Source organism: Pseudomonas sp. Tul2A7 (assembly GCF_054790505.1).
Map to the genome: position 1 here is coordinate 934,577 of NZ_CP186499.1, position 17,923 is coordinate 952,499.

A 17,923-nucleotide genomic window follows, 5' to 3' on the forward strand; every position below is an offset into this window, starting at 1 on the left:
CCTATCCGCAGTGGGTTGGGCGGGGGCTTTTTTATCGTCGTCCAGGCACTACGTCGTTTTTTCCATGACTTTTGTGGGACGCATCCTGGAAAACCTGCGTACAGGCGCAGCTACCTCCTCAGAAAAAACAGCTTCGTACGACCCGGTAGGTACGACGGTCACAACGAAATCTACGTTGCTACCTGTCACCTCTTTGGTAACCGAGGTCATTTTCAAACCCACTTCTTCCGCGAGTCGCTGAGTAGGCTTGCCATTCGGTGTCCGCGAAAAAACCTCAAGCAGTTCGGCGCTGCCACTTTCCAGCCCCTCGGTCATATTAAGCGTTACTTCGTTCCTGACTTTTGATCTTCTGATTGTAGCGGGAAGAACACTCAGATCAGCAGCCAGGCGAATTTGATGCCGACTGATATCGTTCAAGAATACTTTTCCAGAATCGGAGTATTTATAGTTGTCCTTGAACTCCCACTCCGACCTTGAATAGATATTGAAGAACTTACTGGGTCTTTCAAGCTGCGACGCTTTTGGTGTGGTGTAAACGGACCTGATATAGGGATTCACCTTGTGCGTAAAGCTCTCCTGAACCCGCTTGGCTGCCCCATTCGATGCGGCATCCGCCAAAGACAATCGCTCTTGCAGATAATCGACCTTGTACATAATAGGGACCTTCACCGCAGGGACTTCGTCCTCGGTAGCTTTGGCCTTGCCTGACTCAATAGCTTCAACCGGAACCGGCGCCAGTCCTTGTTGATCGCGAAATCGCATCGGCTGGTTTCTTACCATCCGATAGACATTCAAACCGTCAGCGTCACCTGCCGGATCCGGATTCAACCAACGTTGCCATTCGGGCAGGTAATAACGTAATCCGTAGTAATAGAGCCCACTCGCGTCCCGTTCCTTGCCGGAATACCTGACCGTTTTGTAACTGAGCTGTAAGGCTTCGCCGTTCGACCACGCTGTACCGCCGAACGGGTAATAGCTTTCCTGGGAAATAATGTTGGCATCCTGATCCAGCTCCAGCGTACTTGAGCCCAGATGGTCGGTCAGGCCGTGGCGCCGTTGATTGTTCGCGATCTCTCGTGGTTTTCGCGTAGCCCAATGCAACAACCGCACACTGCCTCGTCCGTCCTCTACATCAATAACGTGCAGTTCTTCCCCGGTACCACTGTGTGTGCGGATTTCCAGGCCCGGCAAGTAAAGGGTTTCGATGACATTGGTTTTGGCATTGGTTTGCAATGAGCGAATTTTGCGCACACGCATGCCGTCGGCGCCGTAGAAGTAACGCTCGGTATCGTCGGGCTCTGCGTCGCGTTCGACGGGACGAACTTCGCATAATTGATTTTGCCGATTCCAAGAGAAGGACTGGCCCGGTTGCCGCATCAATAAATTGCCGTTGGCATCGAAGCCGTTGCGAAATGCTTCTTTGCCCGGTTCCACGCCATCGCGCACGGGCAGACAGCGATTGCTATGGGCTTCAGCCACTAACCGATGACCGGGGTGTTGCGAACCGACATGGGTCAACTCAAGAAGGTTGTTGCCTTCATCATATCGGTAGGCCTGGCAGTAATTGGTCAAGCCGTCTGATTCAGACAGTGGGCCATGTCTGACAGGGCTCGCTTCCCATCCCGTCGCTTCGATGAGTTGCGACAGACTGTCATAGGCAAAGCGGCAGATCGGCTCGATACGCTGGTTGGCGAAATAGCGAATCGGCAGCGCCGCATCTTCGATGCTCAGCACATTGCCGAGCGGGTCGTAGGCGTATCGCAGGTCCTGCAACGGCGTCTGTTGCCCGACTCTAGAACATAAACGTCTGAGAAGTCCGTCTTCAGCATCGTGCTTCAGCGTAGTCACTACGCCATTACCCGCCACCTCTTCTTCGACCTGCCCTGCCGCGTTGTAGGTAATGGCGCTGACCATCGGCAGCCATTGTGCAGTACCACTCAGACAGAGATCCACGGCGCGCAAACGTCCATCGAGGGTATGACTGCAGCGCTGCACATTAGCCAAAGCGTCCGTCCGCGATTGCATGTCACCAAGCGGCGTCACTTGTGTTCGGGTGATGTAACCCGGAACCGACTCACCGCTGATACATCGTTCATGCACCAGCACTGCGCCGGTCAATCCATAGTCATTGAACAGCAGTACGCCCGCCGCATCATCATGACGAACCAGTCGCCCGTGTTGATTGCAGTCGCGGGTTGTCTCGCCGCCATAGGCAAGCTGCTCGATAGACGCCCCGTTCTCGATGATCTCCACTGGCCGCAACTGATCGTCGTACCGAATCTGCCGCCGGTTGCCTCGCCCATCCCACTGCTCCAGCCTCTGTTCGCCCGCGCCCAACAAACTGACACGCCAACCGGAATCGACGCTGTCCGAGCGCAACACCTGTCCGCTCAGTGAATAGACAGACAGCACATTGGCGCACGCGAGTGGATCCGTCATTTGCAGCGCCCACAAACGCGGGTCCCACTGCTCAACCCCACGCCCCGCAGCGTCATGCACAGTCCGTTGGTTGCGGGGTTGAACAGGGCAAAGTTCATCGTTACGCCAATAGTCGACGGTACGCGCCGACAACCCTCGAGGATCGAACACCGCAAGCGTTGGCGTTTTGCTATGCATTTCCATGAGTGGGCTCCCCACCTAAGGGCTGTCTTCAGGACAGCTAAACAGGTACACGAGTCAACGCCTACTGACAGAAATTACAGTACCGACCAACGGTATGAAGGTTTGCTCAGCGAATGTCCATTCCCGCCGCCCTTCGGTAGGATGATGGCCACGAACTCACGGAGCGTTCCAACATGTTCATCGGCATTCTGCTGGTCATCACCTGGCTGATCCTCCTGCTGCGCTATCCGGCCAAGGCCTTGCCGGTCTCGGTGGCGGCGGCGATTGGCCTGGGCTTCGTGGCCATGTGGGTGGTGTGGCTGGACAACCGCGAGATCAAGCAATTGGCGCGCCTTGAGATGCGTATCGCTTACGCCCCGGAGCAATGCCCGGCTGATCGTCCGCTGCAACTGAAAATGAAAAACGCCAACGACGTGCCCCTGACCGAACTGCGCTGGCGCATAGCCGCCTATGCACCGGGCGACACGGTCAATCTGGCAGACAACCAATACACCGCGCCACGCTATCGCGGCCCCGGCGAATTGCAGGCCGGCGGGGACTGGGAAGACTGCCTGCCGATGCCGCCGCTACGCCCCGGTTATCGCCCGCAAACCCTGGAGTTTCGCGCCGAGCGCTTGCAGGGTAGTTTCTCCGACTGATCCCCTTCCCCACTCTATTTGCACAAGGAATGCGCCATGCCCGTTGCGTTGATTACCGGTTGTTCCAGCGGCATCGGCCGCGCCCTCGCCGATGCGTTCAAAGCCGCCGGTTACGAAGTCTGGGCCAGTGCGCGCAAGGCTGAAGACGTGGCGCTGCTGGCGTCGGCCGGGTTCACCGCCGTGCAACTCGATGTCAATGACAGCGCGGCGCTGGAGCAACTGGGTGAGCGGATCAACCAGCAACACGGCGGCCTCGATGTGCTGATCAACAACGCGGGGTACGGCGCCATGGGGCCGCTGCTCGATGGCGGCGTTGCGGCGATGCAACGGCAGTTCGAAACCAATGTGTTTTCGATCGTCGGCGTCACCCGCGCACTGTTTCCTGTATTGCGCCGGGCCAAGGGACTGGTGGTGAATATCGGCAGTGTGTCCGGGGTTTTGGTCACGCCGTTCGCTGGTGCTTATTGCGCATCGAAGGCGGCAGTGCATGCGTTGAGCGATGCCTTGCGTATGGAGCTGGCACCGTTCGGTATTCGCGTGATGGAAGTGCAGCCGGGGGCGATTCAATCGAGTTTTGCCAAAAATGCCGGGCATGAAGCCGAGCAGTTGATCAATGAACAATCTCCATGGTTTCCGCTGCGTGAGGGCATTCGCGCGCGGGCCAAGGCGTCGCAGGACAAGCCGACGCCGGCCAGTGAGTTTGCTGCTGAGCTGTTGAAGGCTGTGCAGCAGAGCAAACCACCACGGTTGATCCGCCTCGGCAATGGCAGTCGCGCGTTGCCGTTGCTGGCGGCGTTGTTGCCCAAGGGCTTGCTGGAATCGACGTTGATGAAGCGCTTCGGTTTGCGCGGCAAACTCTGAGACCGGGTCGACGCCATCGCGAGCAGGCTCACTCCTACAGGGGATCTTCGGTGTGACACAGATCCAGTGTAGGAGTGAGCCTGCTCGCGATGCAGACGCCTCAGTCCATCAGTTATCCACAGCGCTCTGCTTCACCACAACCGTGCACGTAATCCCCGCCGCCAACAAAACACCTTCCGGCACCTCATCAATGTGAATCCGCACCGGCACTCGCTGGGCCAGACGCACCCAGTTGAAGGTCGGGTTCACATCGGCGATCAGTTCGCGGCTTTCCGGGTTGTCGCGGTCGTAGATGCCGCGGGAAATGCTTTCCACATGGCCCTCGAGCACTTCGCCGCTCATCAACTGCATATCGGCCTTGTCACCGACTTTCACGTGGGGCAGTTTGGTTTCTTCGAAGAAGCCGTAAACCCAGAACGAATTCATGTCGACCACGGCCATTTTCGCCTCACCGATGCGCGCGTAGTCACCGCGATGCACGTTGAGGTTGGTCACGTAACCGTCGACCGCCGCGCGCACTTCGGTGCGTTTGAGGTTGAGTTCGGCCGCTTCCAGTTGCGCCTGCGCGTGCTGGTAATCAGCCAGCGCGGCGTCGGCGATGTTGCTGGCGTCGTCGCGGTTTTCCTTGGAGATCACCAGGTTGTCCAGATCGGCGCGGCGATGAGCGTTGACCTTGCGCATCTCCCACGTCGACTTGCGCGAAGCGACCAGCGACTGCGCCTGTTTAACTGCGATGCGGTAATGCTCGGGGTCGATCTGCATGAGCAAATCACCCTTCTTCACCAGTTGGTTGTCACGCACCGGCACATCGATCACTTCACCGGTAACGTCGGCGGCGACGTTGATGATGTCGGCACGCACGCGACCGTCGCGGGTCCACGGCGTGTTCATGTAGTGCTCCCACAACGTGCGGCCGATCCACAGTGCAAGAGCCAGCACCAGCAGGGTCGCGAGCAGGCTGAAAAACTTTTTCATCGGGACGTTCTCAACGGTAGACAGTCAGCGCCATGGCGCCGAACAGACAGGTAAACAGACTCAGACGCAGCAGCGCCGGGTGCCAGAAAAAGCGGTACAGATCGAACCCGGACAAAAAACGATCCACCGCCCAGGCCAGCGCCGCAGCAATGAAAAACATCAGGGTCATGGTCGGCATGTACACGCCGTGGAAGGCGATTTCACGAGGCATGGGCAAGTCCTTCGGGCTTGGCGATGGCGTAGACAGCAAGCGGTGATTGCGGGTCGAGCAGCGAAGTGCGGATGAAGTGCAGATAGCTCTTCACCCGCCGCAACGCCGAGGTATCGAAGTGTGGGGCGAACGGTTCATCGGTGGCCGCGACACGGCTGATTGCGTGGTCGACCGCCACCAGCGCACGTTCGAGATTGCTAGCGTTCGGTTGCAGAAACAGCCGCACCAGCGCGCGGCCCATCACGCGGATCGCCTGGCGCCACGGCTGCGATTCGGCGTAGGCCGGGTGCACCGGCAAAATCGCCTGTTCCTTGCGCAACTCGATGATCGCGTGGCCGACTTCCAGTACCACGAACATCCAGCGCAGCAGGTTCTTCTGCACTTTCGGCTGACCGGCCGCGAGACCGTAGGCCTGATGCAGCAGATCGCGGGTACGGCTCTCGAAACTCGACGCCAGGCCTTTGAGTTTGCCGCTGATCGCGTAGACCACCTGGCCGCGCAGATCCTGCTCCAGACGTTTCCACAACCAGCGGCTGTTCGGCGGCAAAATAATCGCACCTGCAGCGGCGCAGACCAGCATGCCCATGACCATGGCGATGTAGTCGTTGATAAAGGTGTAAGGGTTGTAGATCGTCAGGTTGTCTGGCACCGAACCGGTGCTGAAGAAGATCAACAAACCGAGGCCGACACCGGCGTATTGCGGCCGCGACGTGAGGAACGAGCCGAGCACGATCACCGGCGCGAGCATCACGCACAGCAGCGGGAAACCGTCGATCCACGGGAAGATGAAAAACATCTCGACGAAGCCGATCAGGGCGCCGAGGAAGGTCCCGCACGCCATCTGAAAGGCCATGCGTTTCGGGTTTGGCGTGGCGGCCGAAAGGCCCACGGTGGCGGCCGCAATCAACGTCATCGTCGCGCCACTTGGCCATGCGGTGGCGACCCAGTAACTGCCCAGCACGATGAGAATGAACGAAGCGCGAATGCCCGACGCAGCGGCTGCCCACCAGTTGGTTTGCGGGGTGAACGGCTCATCCCAGCGCTCGCGCTCGTGGCGATGATCGGCCAGCGAAGCGTGAGTCTGTGCATAACTGTGCAAATCATCGACGAAGCGATAGAGCAACTCGTAAGCGGTGTGGAAATCCAGTTGTTCAGCGTCGCTCGGCCCGGTTTCCTGAAAGATTGCGCGCAGGCTGCGCACGCGAGCCGGCAGGCCTTCCTTGTAGCTCGCCAGCGCGGTCGCCAAACGGGCGGCATCGGGGCTGGTCAGGGCGCGGCCGCTGAAGCCATCGAGCACCTCGGCGAGATCCTGCAGGCCCGGTTTGATCGCGGCGACAACGTGTTCTTCGCCATTGCCACGCAAGCGTTCAAGCAACTGATGCAAGGCGTTAAAGCGTGTGGTGATGCCCATGAATTCGCTGTTCAAACGGCTCAGTCGGCCGTTGCGCCGACGCATGTGCGGGTCTTCAAACACGGTGACGCTGCGCAGGCCTTCGAGGCCCACAGCTTCGGCGATAAAACGCACGTTGCTTGCCTCGAAAGACTCGGCTTTGCTGCGCCCGCGCAGGCCATCGGTGACGAACAGCGCGAACACGCCGAATCGCTGATACAAGGCATTGCGCATGGCGGCGCTGGCGGTTTGCGGCAGGATCGCGGCGCTGATCAGGGTCGAACAGAGAATCCCCAGCGAGATTTCCAGCACCCGCCACACCGCTGCCATGAATGCGCCGTCCGGGTGCGCCAGCGCCGGCAAGCCAACCATCGCGGCGGTATAGCCTGCGAGGACAAAACCGTAAGCGCGGAAGTTGCGGCAACGCGCAGCACCGGCCGAGCAGATGCCGACCCAGATCGCCAGCGAGCCGAGGAACAGCTCAGTGTTCTGCGCAAATAACGCAATCAGCGTGACCATCATCGCCGACCCGGCCAACGTCCCGAGGAAGCGATAGAAACTCTTGGCGAACACCTGGCCGCTCTGCGGCTGCATGACGATGAACACGGTGATCATCGCCGTGCGCGGTTGCGGCAGTTCCAGACGCATGGCCAGCCACAGGGTGAGGAATGCGGCGATCAACACCTTGAAGATGTAGACCCAGGTCACGCCATCGCTGCGCGCCCAGTCGAAGAAGCCGCGGCGCCATTCCAGGGAGTAGAGCCAGCGCAACGGTGCGGGCAAGGGAGTCATTTAATTGTGCTCAAGAATTCAGGCAAGACGCGATCCATGTAGGAGTGAGCCTGCTCGCGATGGCGATTTTACATCCAACATTTCTGTTGACTGATACACCGCTATCGCGAGCAGGCTCACTCCTACATTGGGTTTTGTGTTCAACGCAGGAGAACCGGGGTTTTCGGCGCTTGGGTTTTCTCGGCCGTCGGCACATCGTTGCCGGCACCGAGGCCACCACCCAGCGCAGTTACCAACTCGGCATGCGCACTGAGACGCGCCGCCTGCACCTGCTGCTGCACCTGCTGCTGCTTGAACAGCAACGTCTGCGCATTGAGCACGTTGAGGTAATCGGTGAGGCCGCGCTGATAAGCAATCATCGCGATGTCGTAGGTCTTCTGCGCCGTGGCGACCGACTCGGCGGCAAAACCTTGCTGCTTGTCCATCGACTCGCGGCGGATCAACTGATCGGAGATATTCTTCAGCGCATTCACCAGCGTCTGGTTGTAATGCGCCACGGCAATGTCATAACCGGCGGAGGCTTCACCCAACTCGGCGCGCAGTCGGCCACCGTCAAAGATCGGCAGCGAGATCGCCGGGCCGACGTTGTAGTTGAGTTTCTTGCCAGTCAAAAACTCCAGCGCGCCACCGCCGGTGGCCATGTAACCGAGACTGCCGACCAGATCGACGTTGGGATAAAACCCGGCATGCGCCACATCGATACCGCGCGCCTGCGCCGCCACTTGCCAGCGACTGGCGACCACGTCCGGACGCTGACCGAGCAGCTCGGCTGGCAATGCCGACGGCAGTTTCAACGCAGCACCAAGGGACAGGGTCGGACGCTGCAACTGCGCGCCCTCCCCCGGCCCTTTCCCCGCCAGCGCTGCAAGTTGATTGCGACTGAGGGCAATTTCCTCATCCAGCGCATCGATTTGCCGATGGGTTTCCGGCAGCGGCGTTTCCGCTTGGCTGACTTCGAAGTGGGTGCCGATCCCGCCGTTCAAACGCTTCTGTGCCAGATCGAGAATCTGTTGCTGCTGCTTGAGCGTCGCCGCGACGATGTCGCGCTGGGCGTAATGCAGCGACAGTTCGATGTAGGCGCGAACGATGTTGTTCTGCAATTCCAGCTGCGCCAATCGCGCCTCGGCCGCGCTCATGTGCGCAAGGTCCACCGCACGTTCGCTGGCGTTGCTTTCACGGCCCCAGAGGTCGAGGGCGTAGCTGAAACCCAATGCGGCGTTGTTGTCCCAGGTCGTGGTGTTGGCCAGATCGCCGGGGCCGTAGAACTGATCGGTCGGCCAGTTGTGGCGTTTGAGGGTCGACTCGCCATTGATCTGCAACGACTCGGCCGCTTCAGCGACACCGGCCATGGCTTTGGCCTGCCGTACACGCGCGGCCGCCATGGCCATGCTCGGGCTGCCCTGCACGGCGAGGTCGATCCAGCGATTGAGTTGCGGGTCGCCGTAGGCTTGCCACCATTGCGCGGTGGGCCAGTTAGCGTCACGGGCGGCGTGGGCGATAGCGTCGTCGGTGGCCAGTGAATTGGCCTCCAATGCCTTGCCCTGTGGAGCAATTCCGTCCGTTGAGATGCAGCCGCCAAGACCCAGGGTAAAAGCCAGAACACTGAGCGGCAAAAGCGCTCTGTTGATGCGACGCGGCACAGCTGCGAATTCCTGAGAGAGGGGTAGATCGAGGACCCGTGCAGGAGCTGCCGCAGGCTGCGATCTTTTGATCTTGATTCCCTTAAAACAAAATCAAAAGATCGCAGCCTGCGGCAGCTCCTACATTGGATCGGCGCAATTCTAGGGGGCGCCCTGTACGGCGATAAGCTGGGATTTCTGTGAATCTTTGTTACGGTTAACGAGATAATCCCTAAGTCGGGGGTCTCGCCCCTGAAACTTCGTGTCACAATTTGCCATCTCCCTTGAGAGCACCCCATGGACACTTTGCAAAACATGCGCGCCTTCAGTTGTGTCGCCGAAGCCGGCAGCTTCACCGCCGCCGCCGTGCAACTCGACACCACCACCGCCAACGTCTCGCGCGCGGTCTCCAACCTGGAAGCCCACCTGCAAACCCGCTTGCTCAACCGCACCACGCGGCGCATCGCCCTCACCGAAGCGGGCAAACGCTACCTGCTGCGCTGCGAGCAGATCCTCGCCTACGTCGAAGAGGCCGAAGCCGAAGCCAGTGACGCCCACGCGCGCCCGGCCGGGCAATTGAAAGTGCACACCATGACCGGCATCGGCCAGCACTTCGTCATCGACGCCATCGCCCGCTACCGCAAAACCCACCCCGACGTGACCTTCGACCTGACCCTGGCCAACCGCGTGCCGGACCTGCTCGACGAGGGCTACGACGTGTCCATCGTGCTCGCCAGCGAATTGCCGGACTCGGGTTTCGTCTCGCAACGGCTGGGCATCACCTACAGCATCGTCTGCGCCTCCCCCGCGTACGTGAAAGCCAACGGCGCCGCGCAAAAGCCCAGCGACCTGCTCAACCACGCCTGCCTGCGCCTGGTCAGCCCGGTGATCCCCTTGGAGAAATGGGCCTTCGACGGCCCGGAAGGCCAGGAAATGGTCACCATCAACAGCTCGCCGTTTCTGGTGAACTCCGCCGACGCGATGAAAACCGCGATCACCAGCGGCATGGGCGTCGGCGTGTTGCCGGTGTACGCGGCGATCGAAGGTTTGCGTAACGGCACACTGGTGCGGGTCATGCCGAACTACCGCTCGCAAGAGCTGAACCTGTATGCGATCTACCCTTCGCGGCAATATCTGGATGCGAAGATCAAGACGTGGGTTGAGTATTTGCGTGGGTCGTTGCCGGAAATATTGGCGGCGCATCAGGCGGAACTGGCCGCTTACGAATTAAGCGGCAGCCTTGCCGGCGTGCGTGTCGCCAACTGAATGTAGCGTTCTGCCGACGTTGCTGAACGGGTGCAATTGGCGTTGGCAGTCCCTCTGACGTTCAATTCCCCTCTACTGTCAACTGTCAACTCTGACAGTTGACAGTGCTCCCCCCCACTCCTAGCTTGAAAACGTCGCCAGACCTTGTCTGGTTCACGGAATAGTCAACGCCAAGGAGTTCATCATGTTCACCAGGCATCAGTTTCCCATTATCAAAACCTCTCCCAGCATTGGTCGTTTGACGGCCCGCATATCGGGTGATCTGGACTTCACCTCCCAAAACTTGGGCTTCGCCCACGACCACTACACCACCGACAACAAATTGCACTTGTCTTTGAACACGGTGCAGCTCACTACCGATGTAAATGGAAACCAAATCGAGCGCGGCATTGAAATAGTGTTTCCACCCGAGATCTCGAGCGGCACGTATAACTTCGAAGATAAAAAGGTCTGTGCGACTTTTTGGAAGATATGGCAAGTGGAGACCCATATCCGTTTTGAAACATACAGCGCTGATATGGGTTCCATCACCTTGAGCTTTGATCATGATCAAGAGCTGTACAAGGGGAGCTTTCAGTTCAAATCTGCTGGCGCTGAAGGTAAGGAACTGGAAGTCAAAGATGGCACGTTCTCGATCAAAGGGCGGGATAGTATTTCGCTTTGAATCTGCATTGGCCTGTGGCAGAAGAGTCAAAGCAGACCCTCTTCGCTGCGCAGACTTTTGGCTGCCGCTTTTGGCCCACGGCTCTCTTCATCGCCCCAACTGTGTCCTAAACAAACCGCCTCTCCTGCAGGAGCTGCCGCGGGCTGCGATCTTTTGATCTTGATGTTTAAAAATCAACAGATCGCGGCCTACGGCAGAGCCTACAGAAACGACGATTTCGCGGATGTTTCCGACAGGTTTTGACGGTTGTCCGTCGGAAGTGCGGTGGCTAGGATTTGGGTGTCGCTGACGAAACAGCGACCGGACTTGGTCGTCCGGGTTTAGAATGGCGCACTTTTCAGCTTGCCTAATGGCGAACTGTGCGAGGGAGGGCTTTGGCCCTGCCGGGTTTCCATTCCCTGGTCGACCAACCCGCGTACAGTTCGCCACCCTACTGCTTGGTCGCAGTACGTGACGAACTCCACATCCCGAATGGAGTTTCACAATGTTCAAACCAACGCCTAATCCACCTGAAACCGACGACACCACCCCCTACGAATTCCCCGGCTCAAAGAAATTCCACGAAGCCGCCGAACGCGCCCTCGACCACTACCTCAAACCCAACGCGTTAACCCTGCGCTTCCACAAACCCAGCACCATGTTCCAGGTCGCCCCGGAACAGGACAGCGAGAGCCTGCTGGTCCACGCCTGCGAATCACTGGCACAGGCCAGCCTGATGACCAGCGACATCGCCGCCTACATCGACCTGCCGCAACGGCGCACGATTCTGGCGATTCAGCAGATCATCATGCTGGCTGAACTGGCGGTGAATCGAGTGCTGGATAACCACGAAATCCCGCAATCCCCGGCACACAGCTAAAAGCCCCTCACCCTAGCCCTCTCCCAGAGGGAGAGGGGACTGACCGAGGTGTTTGGGTGAGCTACGCCGACGTGCGATACCGAGTCGAACTCAGATTTTGAAATGCCCAAAAATCGGCTCCCTCTCCCTCGGGAGAGGGGACTGACCGAGGTGTTTGGGGTGAGCTACGCCGACGTGCGATACCGAGTCGAACTCAGATTTTGAAATGCCCAAAAATCGGCTCCCTCTCCCGGAGGGAGAGGGGACTGATCGAGGTGTTTGGGTGAGCTACGCCGACGTGCGATACCGAGTCGAACTCAGATTTTGAAATGCCCAAAAATCGGCTCCCTCTCCCTCGGGAGAGGGGACTGACCGAGGTGTTTGGGGTGAGCTACGCCGACGTGCGATACCGAGTCGAACTCAGATTTTGAAATGCCCAAAAATCGGCTCCCTCTCCCGGAGGGAGAGGGGACTGATCGAGGTGTTTGGGTGAGCTACGCCGACGTGCGATACCGAGTCGAACTCAGATTTTGAAATGCCCAAAAATCGGCTCCCTCTCCCGGAGGGAGAGGGGACTGACCGAGGTGTTTGGGGTGAGCTACGCCGACGTGCGATACCGAGTCGAACTCAGATTCTGAAATGCCCAAAAATCGGCTCCCTCTCCCTCGGGAGAGGGCTGGGGTGAGGGGTAAATTCACCGCAAAACAAAAGCCAAGCGCGTGTCTTCCCATCCAGCGGGCAGGACGTAAGTTCGGCTGCGGCCATCGGGCTGACTTTAAACAGAACGTCATATTCGCTCAGATCAGCCACAGCCTGCGACCGAGGGACTTTCTGTTTAAAAATCAAGCAATCCACACCTACAACAACTCCTACGAAAACCAGGAATCTGCGGATGTTTCCGACAGGTTTTGACGGTTGTCCGTCGGAAGTGCGGTGGCTAGGATTTGGGTGTCGCTGACGCATCAGCGACCGGGTCTGGAAAACCCGATTTCAACTACCAAAGCTCATGGCATACTGCGGCGCTTTTTAGCTCGCAATGTTATGGCGGCTGTGCGCGGGAGGCCCTAGGGCCTGCCGGTTTTGGCTAAGTTGACCGGTTTTTCCAGTCCGCGCACAGTTGCCACCCTTTCGCCTGGAAAACGAAAAGTGGCAGCTTCAACTCAACTTGCCACGAGTATGTTTCCTATGTTCAAACCAACACCCAATCCGCCCGCAGCGGAGAACACCACCCCCTACGAATTCTCCGGTTCAAAGAAATTCCACGAAGCCGCCGACCGCGCCCTCGACCACTACCTCAAACCCAACGCACTCACCCTGCGTTTCCACAAACCCAGCACCATGTTCCAGGTCGCCCCGGAACAGGACAGTGAAAGCCTGCTGGTCCACGCCTGCGAATCACTGGCCCAGGCCAGCCTCATGACCAGCGACATCGCCGCCTACATCGACCTGCCGCAACGACGGACGATCTTGGCGATTCAGCAGATCATCATGCTCGCCGAACTGGCGGTGAATCGAGTGCTGGATAACCACGAAATCCCGCAATCCCCGGCACACAGCTAAAAGCCCCTCACCCTAACCCTCTCCCAAAGGGAGAGGGGACTGATCGCGGTGTTTGGGAGAGCTACGCCGACGTGCGATACCGAGTCGATCTCAGGTTTTGAATGGCGAGTATCAAATTCGCAATTGGCGTGATCATGTAAAACGCGATTTGAAATCAAAACTTCGATATCAATAGCCAATCGATCTGAAAACCTGTCAGATCTGACAGGTGAAATCACAACTCAAACAGCAAACAATATCCTAGACAACAAGCGCCATCCCAGCCCAACACTATAATCAAGACAACTGGAGCATGAACTATGATACCTACCTATGAAGCTGGTCCGGAGAGAGGGGATTTCAAAGGAATAGTGACAGATCGACCGATTGGGATCGTTAATGCACACATCATGGCATTCGCCGTAAGTGACAGGGTGGTATATGTAGCCGGCGGCACTAGCAGCGCCACTCGCGAACCTTTAAACATAGTTGAACTTTCGTTTCCGGACGACATCACGAATGGCATACACACTTTCACAGCGGACGGAGCGATAAAAGAAGTTACTTATTCAGAAGGTATACATAGCGATGTCAAATTCGGAGGAGTTAAAAATGGCGCTGGCTTTATTTATATCGATTTCAATCGAATAGCCGGAACGCTATTCGCGGTCATAGTCGGCGTCGAGCTCGCGCATCCATTACAACCCCACCTTCCTAACCCAAAGCTTAACGTAATCATCAATGCAAAAGATCTCATAGATAACGACCAAGAAAAAAAATGAAATCCATTTTTTGCCTTGTACGGTTCCGTTTGCATAACTGGGGCACGCAGCAACGCGGGCCCCTTCTCCAACGCCAGAGAGAATGTTAGCTTGCTTGGCAATCCAGTCCCGCCGAGCCCAAGCCCAATGAAAAAGACTGTCCTGGCCTTCAGCCGCATCACCCCGCCCATGATCGAACGCCTCCAGCAAGAATTCGACGTCATCGTCCCCAACCCAAAAGCCGGCGACATCAACGCCCAATTCAACGAAGCCCTGCCCTACGCCCACGGCCTCATCGGCGTCGGCCGCAAACTCGGCCAGGCCCAACTCGAAACCGCGACAAAACTCGAAGTAGTCTCCAGCGTCTCCGTCGGCTACGACAACTACGACCTCGACTACTTCAACCAACGCGGGATCATGCTCACCAACACCCCCGATGTGCTCACCGAAAGCACCGCCGACCTCGCCTTCGCCCTGATCATGAGCAGCGCCCGCCGCGTCGCCGAACTCGACGCCTGGACCAAGGCCGGCCAATGGCAAGCCAGCGTCGGCGCCCCGCTGTTCGGCTGTGACGTGCACGGCAAAACCCTCGGCATCGTCGGCATGGGCAACATCGGCGCCGCCGTCGCCCGTCGTGGCCGCTTCGGCTTCAACATGCCGATCATCTACAGCGGCAACAGCCGCAAGACCGACCTGGAACAAGAACTCGGCGCGCAATTTCGCAGCCTCGATCAACTGCTCGCCGAAGCCGATTTCGTCTGCCTGGTGGTGCCGCTCAGCGACAAGACCCGCCACCTGATCAGCCATCGCGAACTGGCCCTGATGAAACCGGACGCCATCCTGGTGAACATCTCTCGTGGCCCGGTGGTCGATGAACCGGCCCTGATCGAAGCCCTGCAGAACAAGCGCATTCGTGGTGCCGGCCTCGACGTTTACGAAAAAGAACCGCTGGCCGAGTCGCCGCTGTTCCAGTTGAGTAACGCCGTGACCCTGCCGCACATCGGCTCGGCGACGAATGAAACCCGCGAAGCCATGGCCAATCGTGCGCTGGCCAATCTGCGCAGCGCCTTGCTCGGCGAACGTCCGCAGGATCTGGTCAACCCGCAAGTCTGGCGCGGATAAGAAAGTACGGGCAAGTGCCAAACCGCACTTGCCCGTTAGTTACCCCATACACAACTTGAAATTGAACATCAAAGCCAAATATATATCAGCATTATAAGCTCTGCCCGGCTGCCGAATTATCGACACTCGCTATGGAGAGCTAAACCTTGAACGCCCTGACAACCGACAAACTTATCCGTTACAGCAAAGTTATATTAATGGCCTACATCAGCTTCTTTGGCCTGCTGGTGATGATCCACAACTTCACCGACTATGATTCGAACTACACTTACGTGGCCCATATTCTAAGCATGGACACCACCACTGCCAGTGAAACAATCAAGTATCGAGCTATTGATTCGCCAATGATTCATCATCGAATCTACTGGTTCATCATCACCCTGGAGGTCACGTATACAGTGTTGTGCCTGATAGGCACCTATCAGCTGTATTGCAACATCAACGCCCCCGCAGAAATATTCCACGAGGCGAAGAAATTTTCGATCATGGGCATACTGGCGGCCATTTTCATTTATTACGTCTGCCTGCAAACAGTTGGAGTGGAGTGGTTTGACATGGACACTTCGCAATCATGGAATGCCAAGGACTGGGCGCGACATATCGTTGATTTCATCTTCCCGGTGATGATTTACATCACCCTGAAAGTCGAGCGCTGAAGTTCAGCGCTCGTTTATTTCAAGCCAACTTTCCCTGTACCGGCGCCACCACCGATTTCGGTTTACGAAACACCAGTACGTTGCCCAGCATCACTAACACCAGACCGACCAGCGCCGGCGCTGTCCACTGATAACCTTCAGCAAATGCCGAGACGTTCAGCGCCACGACCGGGAACAGCACGGTGCAGTAAGCCGCCCGCTCCGGGCCCATGCGTCCGACCAGCGTCAGATACGCGGTGAAACCGATCACTGAACCCGGGATTACCAGATACAGCAACGCACCGACATAACGCGGACTCCAATCCATGTCGAATGCAATGCCCTTGACCAGGCACCACACCGACAGCATCGCCGCGCCATAGGCCATGCCCCAGGCGTTGGTGGTCAGCGGCTTGAGACCGGCCTTCTGCTGCAGGCTCGAGAGCATGTTGCCCGCCGAGAAACACAAGGTGCCGCACAACGCCAGGCCGAGACCGAGCAAGGTTTGCGGGCTGGCCTGATGCCCGGCCAATTCCGGCCAGAACAACATGCCCAACCCGAACAGCCCCAGCGCACCGCCCATCAGCACATTGCGCGCGATGCGCTGGCCAAAGAACACCCGCGCATTCAGCGCGTTCCACAAGGTTGCGGTGGAAAACACCACCGCGACCAGTCCGCTGGGGATCCACTGACTGGCGGTCAGAAAGCACATGAAGTTGACGCAAAACAGACACAAACCCTGCGCCACGCAGATCAGATGCCCGCGGCGGTTCATCGGTTGCAGGCGCCGGCTGAGCAGCAACAGCACAAACAGCACCAACGCGGCGAGGCCGAAGCGATAGACGATCGACACCGGAATCGCCACCACGCCCAGTTGCCATTTCAGGGCAATCCACGTGGTGCCCCAAATCAGCACGGTCAACAAATACAACGACAGGTTCATGGCACACACTCCTCGGTAGGCCTTGAGTGTCTGCCCGGGTCTGGCCTGTGCGCTTGCAGATTCTTGCGCTTTTGTCTGGCGGCAGGCTGGCAGCGCGACGTCTACGGAGTAGGATGCAAAGCGTTGAAGAGAACCGACCATGGCCGCCATCGATACCCTGCAAGTCTTTCAAGCGTTAAACAGCTCGCCCAACGCACGCCTTGTGCACAGCGCCGAACTCGGCGACGGCTTGTCTGCCGCTTTGTGGACCAACCACCACGATGCGCAGGATTATGAAGCGCCGAGCCACCACACCCTGTCCTGCTACATTGCCGGTGGCACCGGCACATTCCGGCGCGATCAACCCGGTCAAAAAGGCGGGCCGGACAAGCTTTGCATCCTGCCGGCCGATCATGAATCGGGCTGGGTGATCAACGGCGATATCCGCCTGGCGCACCTGTATTTCAGCGCCGAACAATTTGCCCTCGGTTGCGTCACGCTGCTTGATCGCGAACCCCGCGAGATGCAGTTGCGCGAGCAGACGTTTCTCGAAGATCCGCAACAGGCGCAACGCTTCCGGCAGTTGTTGACGCTGAATTGGGACGAGCCTGCTGAGCGTCTGCTGACCAGCAGCCTCGCCCATGAGTTGATCAGCCACACTTTGCTCAGTCAGGTCGGCGCGCGTCAGGGTTTGCGATTGAAGGGCGGGCTCGCACCGCATCAGCGTCGGCAACTGGTGGAGTTCATCGACACTCAGTTGGCCGAGCCGATCAGCCTGGGGCAACTGGCCGGGTTGTGCGCGCTGTCGGAATACCACTTTGCGCGGATGTTCCGTACGAGCTTCGGCCTGCCGCCGCATCAGTATGTGCTGGCGCGGCGCCTGAGCCGGGCGCGGGAGTTGTTGCGCGGGACGGCGTTGCCGTTGGGTGAGATTGCGCTGGCGTGCGGGTTTGCCAGCGCGAGTCATTTCACTAATCGGTTCAGGCAAGTGTTGGGCGGGACGCCGGGGGAGTATCGGCAGGCGTTTTTGCGTTGAGCCCTTCTCCCCTCACCCCAGCCCTCTCCCAG

Annotated in this window: 16 protein-coding genes; 10 read left to right on the forward strand and 6 right to left on the reverse strand. The window is 58.3% G+C overall.

Annotated elements, in window-relative coordinates:
• Positions 1–48: 48 nt before the first annotated feature.
• Positions 49–2,622 (reverse strand): RHS repeat domain-containing protein, encoded by a 2,574-nt coding sequence (locus ACOYXJ_RS04405; protein ID WP_460368092.1) that lies wholly within the window; start codon positions 2,620–2,622, stop codon positions 49–51.
• Positions 2,623–2,795: 173 nt separating this feature from the next.
• On the opposite strand from ACOYXJ_RS04405, the gene ACOYXJ_RS04410 reads away from it, so the two are divergent.
• Together ACOYXJ_RS04410 and ACOYXJ_RS04415 are read left to right on the forward strand one after the other, a co-directional pair.
• A complete protein-coding gene (locus ACOYXJ_RS04410) occupies positions 2,796–3,260 on the forward strand; it encodes a hypothetical protein (RefSeq protein WP_007914096.1) in 465 nt (154 codons plus the stop codon).
• A gap of 36 nt (positions 3,261–3,296) precedes the next feature.
• The gene (locus ACOYXJ_RS04415; protein WP_150792403.1) at positions 3,297–4,121 is read left to right on the forward strand and encodes an SDR family oxidoreductase; all 825 of its coding nucleotides are present in this window, start codon (positions 3,297–3,299) and stop codon (positions 4,119–4,121) included.
• A gap of 108 nt (positions 4,122–4,229) precedes the next feature.
• On the opposite strand, the gene ACOYXJ_RS04420 is transcribed toward ACOYXJ_RS04415, so the two are convergent.
• The 4 genes from ACOYXJ_RS04420 to ACOYXJ_RS04435 all read right to left on the reverse strand — a co-directional run bounded on the left by ACOYXJ_RS04420 (position 4,230) and on the right by ACOYXJ_RS04435 (position 9,129).
• Positions 4,230–5,096 carry an efflux RND transporter periplasmic adaptor subunit gene (locus tag ACOYXJ_RS04420; protein ID WP_460368095.1) on the reverse strand — a complete coding sequence of 289 codons (867 nt, stop codon included), beginning with the start codon at positions 5,094–5,096 and terminating at the stop codon, positions 4,230–4,232.
• Between the two features lie 10 nt (positions 5,097–5,106).
• Positions 5,107–5,307 carry a DUF1656 domain-containing protein gene (locus tag ACOYXJ_RS04425; protein ID WP_007914106.1) on the reverse strand — a complete coding sequence of 67 codons (201 nt, stop codon included), beginning with the start codon at positions 5,305–5,307 and terminating at the stop codon, positions 5,107–5,109.
• Entirely contained in the window at positions 5,297–7,489 is a 2,193-nt protein-coding gene (locus ACOYXJ_RS04430; protein WP_460368098.1) for an FUSC family protein, read from the reverse strand. Before ACOYXJ_RS04430 ends, ACOYXJ_RS04425 begins: the two co-directional genes overlap by 11 nt.
• A gap of 140 nt (positions 7,490–7,629) precedes the next feature.
• Complete coding sequence (locus ACOYXJ_RS04435) at positions 7,630–9,129, reverse strand: efflux transporter outer membrane subunit (protein WP_460368100.1); 1,500 nt, start codon at positions 9,127–9,129, stop codon at positions 7,630–7,632.
• A 276-nt stretch (positions 9,130–9,405) separates the two neighbouring features.
• On the opposite strand from ACOYXJ_RS04435, the gene ACOYXJ_RS04440 reads away from it, so the two are divergent.
• From ACOYXJ_RS04440 to ACOYXJ_RS04470, 7 genes are all read left to right on the forward strand, one after another.
• On the forward strand, positions 9,406–10,374 hold the full coding sequence (locus ACOYXJ_RS04440) for a LysR family transcriptional regulator (RefSeq protein WP_102900633.1): 969 nt from the start codon (positions 9,406–9,408) through the stop codon (positions 10,372–10,374).
• 184 nt (positions 10,375–10,558) lie between these two features.
• Positions 10,559–11,038: a hypothetical protein gene (locus ACOYXJ_RS04445; protein WP_150792400.1), complete on the forward strand. Its 480-nt coding sequence runs from the start codon at positions 10,559–10,561 to the stop codon at positions 11,036–11,038.
• A gap of 484 nt (positions 11,039–11,522) precedes the next feature.
• Positions 11,523–11,897, forward strand: a complete 375-nt coding sequence (locus ACOYXJ_RS04450; RefSeq protein ID WP_150792399.1) for a DUF6124 family protein — start codon at positions 11,523–11,525, stop codon at positions 11,895–11,897.
• A 1,164-nt stretch (positions 11,898–13,061) separates the two neighbouring features.
• Positions 13,062–13,436: a DUF6124 family protein gene (locus ACOYXJ_RS04455; protein WP_460368103.1), complete on the forward strand. Its 375-nt coding sequence runs from the start codon at positions 13,062–13,064 to the stop codon at positions 13,434–13,436.
• A gap of 299 nt (positions 13,437–13,735) precedes the next feature.
• The gene (locus ACOYXJ_RS04460; RefSeq protein ID WP_460368105.1) at positions 13,736–14,197 is read left to right on the forward strand and encodes a hypothetical protein; all 462 of its coding nucleotides are present in this window, start codon (positions 13,736–13,738) and stop codon (positions 14,195–14,197) included.
• Between the two features lie 126 nt (positions 14,198–14,323).
• Positions 14,324–15,298 (forward strand): 2-hydroxyacid dehydrogenase, encoded by a 975-nt coding sequence (locus ACOYXJ_RS04465; RefSeq protein WP_460368107.1) that lies wholly within the window; start codon positions 14,324–14,326, stop codon positions 15,296–15,298.
• 146 nt (positions 15,299–15,444) lie between these two features.
• Positions 15,445–15,954, forward strand: coding sequence for a DUF2165 family protein (locus ACOYXJ_RS04470; RefSeq protein WP_150792395.1), 510 nt, complete (start codon positions 15,445–15,447; stop codon positions 15,952–15,954).
• A 19-nt stretch (positions 15,955–15,973) separates the two neighbouring features.
• Here the strand turns inward: ACOYXJ_RS04470 and ACOYXJ_RS04475 are convergent, their stop codons facing one another.
• Entirely contained in the window at positions 15,974–16,876 is a 903-nt protein-coding gene (locus ACOYXJ_RS04475; RefSeq protein WP_460368109.1) for a DMT family transporter, read from the reverse strand.
• A gap of 139 nt (positions 16,877–17,015) precedes the next feature.
• Here ACOYXJ_RS04475 and ACOYXJ_RS04480 point away from each other — a divergent pair, with 139 nt between their 5' ends.
• A complete protein-coding gene (locus tag ACOYXJ_RS04480) occupies positions 17,016–17,891 on the forward strand; it encodes a helix-turn-helix domain-containing protein (RefSeq protein WP_460368111.1) in 876 nt (291 codons plus the stop codon).
• Positions 17,892–17,923: the final 32 nt, after the last annotated feature.